Genomic DNA, 5,675 nt, shown 5'->3' with positions numbered 1-5,675 from the left:
ATTCAATGCGTTGAAGTGCCTCTTCACGCACCTGCGCCATGCGTTTTTTCAGTTCAGTTAGACTGATTTTTTCAGACAGTTTTTTCATGCAAACTCCTGCGCCATAACCTGTTCAAAGGTTTGTAAAATCAAGGCAAAGTCTGCCAATTTATCAGGGTAAACCTCGCTGATGTGTTGCATCAATTTTTCCACCACCAACAACGCCACCGCCGCCGCTTGCGTTTCAGGCATGAGCTTTTTGTTGGCATTGACAACTTTGAGATAAGAATCAGTCAAACTGGCTAACACTTTGGCTTTTTCCAATGGGTTCACGTCCTCCGATTTTTCCAAGTCGTCAAAAGCCGATTGATATTGCACCAAAAAACCAGCCAACAGCGTTTGACCCATCGTTTCAATACCACCGCTGGCAAACAAATTGGCAGAACGCATTTTGTCCCAATCATCGCCCATTTCTTTGGCTGCGTATTTCCAATTGCGGGCAGTGGCAAAGGGAATACCAATCAAAGTGGCAGCCACTTCTAAAGATTGGTTTTCAAACACATATTTGCGGCGCAATGCATCGCGCTTTTCTTGCGGATGTGCCATTTCACAACCCCAATTTGGCTTTAATCAAGGCAAAACCCAGCGACACCAAACCGCCGCTGGTTGCACCTGCCACCGAACCGACAATCAAGGCGGTTTTGCGTGTGTCTTGATGGATTTGGGCGATTTCAGCTTCCATTTTTTCTTGGTTGCGTAAAAACTGGTCTTGCTTGGCTTCAATGCGTGCCAATGCCGCCAAAATCGGGTCTTGTTGGTTTGTACTCATGATTTATCCGCCTTTCTTTCGGCGATTTTGTCAATTTTGTCTTCAATGCGGTGCAGGCTGCGGCTGATGCTCTCCACATTCGCCACCGCTTCGGCTTTGGTCTGATAATCCACTTTCATTTGGAACAACTCGCGTTGCAGGGCAGCGCGTTCTTTTTCTGCTTCTTTAAGCCTGCCTGAAATGCCGTTTACCCAAAACCAACCCGCTGCGGTGGCAATGCCCCACAGGGTTTTAAAGGCAAATTCAAAGTCCATGTTTAAAGTCCTTGTAAAGCCTTGCGTTTTTCGGCATCTTCTTGGCATAACACACACAATTTGCAGCCTGCAACCGCTTTTTGCCGTGCTTGGGGTATCGGCTCGCCGCAGTCCATACAATGGCTGTATGAATAGCGTGTCTTGTCTTCAGGTAGCCTGATGCGATTTAAGGCAACGGCTTGAAAGCGTTCTGCCGCTTCATTGGCTTGGTCAATTAAATCACTCATGGGCTGTCTTTCTGTTTGCCTTCAGGTAGCCTGCTGTCCTGCCGATACCAGTTTTGCCAGCCTGAAACCTGATTGGCGAGCTTTTGGCAATACGCACCGAAATGGGCTGCGTGGTGCAATAAACTTTCGGGCGAACCGTTTTCGGGCGGTGCGGGGCGTTCATGCTCAATCAGCAATTCGGTGGCAACAGGTTTTTCAGGTAGCCTAATCGCTGTAGCCGAGTGCTTGTCGGTAGAGGCGCAAGCTGTCATCGCCCAAACCATTGAAAGTAATGCCGTTTGAATTGTCTTTTTGAATGACATGGGAAATTTCCTTATTGATTTGTGCGGTTTGTGCGTCCAGTTTTTGTTGTGCCTGTGCCAGTTGCACACCTTGTTTTTGGGCAAAGTCTTGCCATTTTTGTGCCTCATTTAAGGCTGCCTGAAGGCTTTGCGCGTGCCGCTTTTCACGTTCGGCGGCTTCGTTGGCATACTGGGTCTTCAGGTAGCCCATTTCGGTTTGCAGACGGTTTGTCGCCGTGCGGTAACCCATTGTAAAAATGGCGATGCCACACGACACATAAACCGCTGTCCATACGCCCAAACGGCATTTATTCAACATCGCCCACATGGTTTTGCTCCTTGTCTTTTTGAATTTGCGCGGTTTGCGGAATGGCAGCAATCGCCCGTTTGACCAGCGCGTAACCGCCGACCATGCCACCGTATGCCCACCAGAGCCATTCTGGGGCATCGGCGGTTTGCATGAATTTGACCGTCATACAAGCTGCAGCGATGTTTGCCCACAATTTGGTGTGGCTGATTTGCCCTGTGGCTGGATTGGCAATTAAACCTTTGATGAATTTCATTGTTTCGCTCCGCAGGCTGCCTGAAACATCTTTAAATAATTGTCGCGTTCGCGCCGCGCGTGTTCGGCGGCAGCTTGATTGCCTTCGGCGGTAAACCGCTGCATTTCGCGTTCCCATTCATCTGCAAGTCGGCGGTAGAAATCGGTTTCGTGCATCTTCAGGTAGCCTTTACTGTTCGTTTTGCGACAATGCGCCAATGTGTTTTAAAACAGGCAAATCAAAGCGTTCATGACGCGGCATGGCAGGTTTGCCGTCTGCCAACGATGGCCAAATAAAGCCCGCTACTCGACTGCGTGCAAACGGCGCAATCGACACGCGGTTGCCCTGATTACCACCTAAAATCAATAAATTACCGTTCTTATCCTGACCGACCACAAAGCCCACATGACCACCGCCTTGCCGCTCAAACACCGCAATGCAGCCATAGGCAGGTCTGCTCAACCGCGTGCCCGTGTTCAACCAATCACGCGCCCGATACCAGTGTTTGGGCAAAGCCCGACCGCCAACGCGGCAACAATGGGCGGTAAACGTGCCACACCACGGGGTTTCATCGTCCGTCCACCATGCTTTGAGGGCAATGAGCCAATTGCGTATGGTCGGATTGTGGTCTTTGCCCGCGATTTCGGTTAAACCGATGTGTTTGCGGGCTTCGATTAGCCATAAAGGGTCGGGTAAAGGTTGGGATTGCTTCATGATTTTGCTCATGTTTTTGACATAACAACATGATAAAGAAAACCAGAAGGCCGCCTGAAACCGCAAGGCTTCGTCCCAAAACACAACCCCGAAAGCGTGAACTTTCGGGGTCAGTAACAGAATTTAAATCAGATTTTAAAAGGCTTAATCGTTTTGAGCGCGGTCATATAAATCGGGGCGTTATGTACCGCGTAGTAATCAAGGTGTTTTGAGCCCCTTTTTTTACTCTACGGCATAACGCGATTTTTTGTAAGCACTTTGCTTACAAATTAGTGGGCATGGCTTTAATGTTCAAAACATTATTTTCAATATAGGTAATGAACAAGACACCATGTAATACTTTACGGGGGCGGTTACCCGATGGATTGGCAGCCTGAACCAAATCAGTCAATTCTGCTGCCATTGCCATAGCCTGTTCAGGTGGATAATTGCTCACAGCCATAATGGTTATTATGCTTTGCAACAGCTCTACTTCATTAACTTTGGCTTGTTTCATTTTAATAACGGCTTCACGAACATTGCCGTTGGGGGTAATGTGTAGTGTCAAATAGGCAAATTCGGTTTCAATTTGTTCTAATGACCCACAATCTGCAGGTGCCGTTGTCAGATGCCAATTTTTGGATAAATTCGGACCAGTTGCATACAAAATGCTTGATGCTTTAGCAACGATAGCTAAAGTATTCTTACCGAAATCCAAATTGTTTTGGCAAGATGCAACAGAAGCAGTATGTGATACCGAAGTAGCCGATGCGGTTTCAACAGCCTGCGAAGCCTGTGTTGCAGGTGTGGTTTGTGGGCTGCTGCTCTCCTGCCCGCAAGCCGCTAATGCCAACGTTAAAACCAAAGGATAAAAATATTTCATTGTTTTTCTCCATCAAATCCAATCACGCAAAATCACGCAATCGGCATTATAGGAGAACAAAAACCAAACTGAAACGGACTGCACACAATCCGTTTGGATTTGGTTTTTAAAACAAGCTCGCTTGTTTGACGGGTGCATATTCGCGTTCTCCCAAAATCTTGTCCGCCGTGCGGTTAGAAATACCGTATTGCGGACACAATTGCAACAATGCCATTGCTTTGCTGGTTTCGCCATTGTTGGTTAAAGCAGCAAAATCAGCACGAAAGCGTTGATTACGCAGACGTTGTAAGGCAATTTGACAGCGTGGGATGTACAGTGTGTCGCCACCGAATACCGCCAGCAGTTGTTCGGTTTTTTCCTTACCGATGGTGTGTTGCAGAATTTTCAAGCGAGCGGTGTCATGGCGACCTTTGCCAAATTTAAAGCGTGTGCCACCAATGGCACGAACCAGTTTTTCGGTGGCAGACAAACCGATGATGTCGGCAATTTGCAATACGCTTTCAGGAAGGTTGGCGGTATTGAATGAAGTGTTCATGGTCGGCTTTCTTTTATGTGAAATTGTGGTATAATTTTGTTTAATTTGATATTTTTTCACACCGCCGACCATGATTTTTCATGTTTTGGCGGATTTTTTTATGCCGTTTTTGCGGCGTTAGCCTGTTTTTTCAGATGATGGTAATTCAGCGCGGCAATCAGTTTGTGCAATTGCCGTGCGTCCAGTTGATTGACCTTGTCTTTTTTGAACATTTGACGTGCCATGCCATCGGCGTATGCCCATGATTTTTCGGTCTGGCGCAATAACACGCCCAGTTTGGCCATTAAATCGGACACATCGGTAAAATGAAGTGGTTTGCGCCCAATGGATTTTTTGGTCGGTTTAAAGCCCAAACGCTGCATTTCGTCCATCACGCGCTGCAATTGCGCCAAATCGCAGTTTTTGCAGGATTTTTGTCCTGTAATGCGCTGCAAAATCGCGCGGTAGCTGTCTTCGTCCAGTGCAAGTTGGGTTTGAGCAACATGGATTTTGGCGATTAAGCCTTGCCGTCTTTGTTCATAAGTCATTCTTGCCATGATGTTTTTCCTTTCTTTTGTTTCAAATCACAAACTGAAACGGGCTTGAAATGGGGTTTTAAACCCGTTTGGATTTGGGATTTTTCAGGCTACCTGAAGCCTTCAGGCAGCCTGTTGGCATTGTCTGGCAGATGTCGGGCATCAATGCCCGACCTACATGGCATCTTTGAGGTTTTTGCCTGCCTTAAATTTCACAGTGTGACTGGCAGGGATAAGCACAGGCTCGCCCGTTTTGGGGTTGCGCCCTTGCCGCTCGCCACGCTCTGCCACGCTGAATGTGCCAAAGCCTGTGATTTGCACGTCTTGCCCATTCTTTAAAGCAACTTCAATCGCAGCACAAACAGCATTGAGTGCATCACTGGCTTCGGCTTGGGTCAAATCGGCAGCAGTGGCCATGTGGCGGATAAGTTCGGTTTTATTCATGCTTTTAACTCCGTTTTAAAAGGTTTTTAAAATGGCGCGTTATCCGCCGCGCCGTTGCGGTTCTTCCTGCAGCTGGAAATCGCAGAATCAGCAGGGTCAATGTTGCTTTGCTTGGGATAAACAACACGCCCAAAGCGGAAAGTTGCCAAATCCGCAACAGTTTTCGATTGATACTGATGGAGCAATTGCGACTGGCACAAAAAGCGATGAATGCAGTTATCGTCAAAAACCAAAAGGCGGTGTTGCACAACATATCGAAGTTGTGAATGATTTCAATCAGCCAGAGTTTCATCAAGCAAGCTCCTGATTGTGCGGTTCAATCACAAAATATTCTTTGCCCTGCACGATTTTCAGCCCTGCTACGGGGTTGGCGGCAAAAAATTCGGGTTCGTTAAGCACCGCTTCTTTGTTCACTTCTTTTTTCACGCGGATAAACCTTTCAAAAATCGGGTTGTTTTCCAGCAGCGCGAGTACCGCATCGACACCTGAAACG

At 47.5% G+C, this 5,675-nt stretch carries 15 protein-coding genes; all 15 read right to left on the bottom strand.

Annotated features, from left to right (window positions below; all coding sequences use genetic code 11):
• Positions 1 to 84 precede the first annotated feature (84 nt).
• A complete protein-coding gene (locus Q4B82_RS09220) occupies positions 85 to 585 on the bottom strand; it encodes a DUF1804 family protein (protein ID WP_303066166.1) in 501 nt (166 codons plus the stop codon).
• Position 586: 1 nt separating this feature from the next.
• The gene (locus Q4B82_RS09215) at positions 587 to 808 is read right to left on the bottom strand and encodes a hypothetical protein (protein WP_303066165.1); all 222 of its coding nucleotides are present in this window, start codon (positions 806 to 808) and stop codon (positions 587 to 589) included.
• Positions 805 to 1,062: a hypothetical protein gene (locus Q4B82_RS09210; protein WP_303066164.1), complete on the bottom strand. Its 258-nt coding sequence runs from the start codon at positions 1,060 to 1,062 to the stop codon at positions 805 to 807. The genes Q4B82_RS09215 and Q4B82_RS09210 overlap by 4 nt, the downstream gene beginning before the upstream one ends.
• Positions 1,063 to 1,064: 2 nt before the next feature.
• Positions 1,065 to 1,289: a TraR/DksA C4-type zinc finger protein gene (locus tag Q4B82_RS09205; RefSeq protein ID WP_303066163.1), complete on the bottom strand. Its 225-nt coding sequence runs from the start codon at positions 1,287 to 1,289 to the stop codon at positions 1,065 to 1,067.
• Positions 1,286 to 1,540, bottom strand: coding sequence for a hypothetical protein (locus Q4B82_RS09200; RefSeq protein WP_303066162.1), 255 nt, complete (start codon positions 1,538 to 1,540; stop codon positions 1,286 to 1,288). The genes Q4B82_RS09205 and Q4B82_RS09200 overlap by 4 nt, the downstream gene beginning before the upstream one ends.
• Entirely contained in the window at positions 1,494 to 1,898 is a 405-nt protein-coding gene (locus tag Q4B82_RS09195) for a hypothetical protein (RefSeq protein WP_303066161.1), read from the bottom strand. Before Q4B82_RS09195 ends, Q4B82_RS09200 begins: the two co-directional genes overlap by 47 nt.
• Complete coding sequence (locus tag Q4B82_RS09190) at positions 1,879 to 2,133, bottom strand: hypothetical protein (RefSeq protein ID WP_303066160.1); 255 nt, start codon at positions 2,131 to 2,133, stop codon at positions 1,879 to 1,881. The genes Q4B82_RS09195 and Q4B82_RS09190 overlap by 20 nt, the downstream gene beginning before the upstream one ends.
• Entirely contained in the window at positions 2,130 to 2,288 is a 159-nt protein-coding gene (locus Q4B82_RS09185; RefSeq protein ID WP_303066159.1) for a hypothetical protein, read from the bottom strand. Before Q4B82_RS09185 ends, Q4B82_RS09190 begins: the two co-directional genes overlap by 4 nt.
• 13 nt (positions 2,289 to 2,301) lie before the next feature.
• A complete protein-coding gene (locus tag Q4B82_RS09180; protein WP_303066158.1) occupies positions 2,302 to 2,826 on the bottom strand; it encodes a TIGR02594 family protein in 525 nt (174 codons plus the stop codon).
• A 262-nt stretch (positions 2,827 to 3,088) separates the two neighbouring features.
• A complete protein-coding gene (locus Q4B82_RS09175) occupies positions 3,089 to 3,688 on the bottom strand; it encodes a hypothetical protein (RefSeq protein WP_303066157.1) in 600 nt (199 codons plus the stop codon).
• A 106-nt stretch (positions 3,689 to 3,794) separates the two neighbouring features.
• Entirely contained in the window at positions 3,795 to 4,223 is a 429-nt protein-coding gene (locus Q4B82_RS09170; protein ID WP_303066156.1) for a Mor transcription activator family protein, read from the bottom strand.
• A 98-nt stretch (positions 4,224 to 4,321) separates the two neighbouring features.
• Positions 4,322 to 4,759 carry a gp16 family protein gene (locus Q4B82_RS09165; protein ID WP_303066155.1) on the bottom strand — a complete coding sequence of 146 codons (438 nt, stop codon included), beginning with the start codon at positions 4,757 to 4,759 and terminating at the stop codon, positions 4,322 to 4,324.
• 153 nt (positions 4,760 to 4,912) lie between these two features.
• The gene (locus Q4B82_RS09160; RefSeq protein ID WP_303066154.1) at positions 4,913 to 5,182 is read right to left on the bottom strand and encodes an HU family DNA-binding protein; all 270 of its coding nucleotides are present in this window, start codon (positions 5,180 to 5,182) and stop codon (positions 4,913 to 4,915) included.
• A gap of 4 nt (positions 5,183 to 5,186) precedes the next feature.
• Positions 5,187 to 5,474 carry a hypothetical protein gene (locus Q4B82_RS09155; RefSeq protein WP_303066153.1) on the bottom strand — a complete coding sequence of 96 codons (288 nt, stop codon included), beginning with the start codon at positions 5,472 to 5,474 and terminating at the stop codon, positions 5,187 to 5,189.
• The coding region (locus Q4B82_RS09150; protein WP_303066152.1) for a host-nuclease inhibitor Gam family protein at positions 5,474 to 5,675 on the bottom strand (202 nt) is incomplete at its 5' end. The genes Q4B82_RS09155 and Q4B82_RS09150, both read right to left, overlap by 1 nt.

Origin of the sequence: Alysiella sp., from assembly GCF_030525755.1 — a bacterium.
Classification (GTDB): domain Bacteria; phylum Pseudomonadota; class Gammaproteobacteria; order Burkholderiales; family Neisseriaceae; genus Simonsiella.
The sequence above is the reverse complement of the archived record's forward strand: the minus strand, read 5'-3'. Positions and strand labels throughout refer to the sequence as shown.

Coding starts and splice junctions, on each gene's coding strand:
- Q4B82_RS09220 (WP_303066166.1), bottom strand. CDS start 585: ATGGCACATCCGCAAGAAAAGCGCGATGCATTGCGCCGCAAATATGTG.
- Q4B82_RS09215 (WP_303066165.1), bottom strand. CDS start 808: ATGAGTACAAACCAACAAGACCCGATTTTGGCGGCATTGGCACGCATT.
- Q4B82_RS09210 (WP_303066164.1), bottom strand. CDS start 1,062: ATGGACTTTGAATTTGCCTTTAAAACCCTGTGGGGCATTGCCACCGCA.
- Q4B82_RS09205 (WP_303066163.1), bottom strand. CDS start 1,289: ATGAGTGATTTAATTGACCAAGCCAATGAAGCGGCAGAACGCTTTCAA.
- Q4B82_RS09200 (WP_303066162.1), bottom strand. CDS start 1,540: ATGACAGCTTGCGCCTCTACCGACAAGCACTCGGCTACAGCGATTAGG.
- Q4B82_RS09195 (WP_303066161.1), bottom strand. CDS start 1,898: ATGTGGGCGATGTTGAATAAATGCCGTTTGGGCGTATGGACAGCGGTT.
- Q4B82_RS09190 (WP_303066160.1), bottom strand. CDS start 2,133: ATGAAATTCATCAAAGGTTTAATTGCCAATCCAGCCACAGGGCAAATC.
- Q4B82_RS09185 (WP_303066159.1), bottom strand. CDS start 2,288: ATGCACGAAACCGATTTCTACCGCCGACTTGCAGATGAATGGGAACGC.
- Q4B82_RS09180 (WP_303066158.1), bottom strand. CDS start 2,826: ATGAAGCAATCCCAACCTTTACCCGACCCTTTATGGCTAATCGAAGCC.
- Q4B82_RS09175 (WP_303066157.1), bottom strand. CDS start 3,688: ATGAAATATTTTTATCCTTTGGTTTTAACGTTGGCATTAGCGGCTTGC.
- Q4B82_RS09170 (WP_303066156.1), bottom strand. CDS start 4,223: ATGAACACTTCATTCAATACCGCCAACCTTCCTGAAAGCGTATTGCAA.
- Q4B82_RS09165 (WP_303066155.1), bottom strand. CDS start 4,759: ATGGCAAGAATGACTTATGAACAAAGACGGCAAGGCTTAATCGCCAAA.
- Q4B82_RS09160 (WP_303066154.1), bottom strand. CDS start 5,182: ATGAATAAAACCGAACTTATCCGCCACATGGCCACTGCTGCCGATTTG.
- Q4B82_RS09155 (WP_303066153.1), bottom strand. CDS start 5,474: ATGAAACTCTGGCTGATTGAAATCATTCACAACTTCGATATGTTGTGC.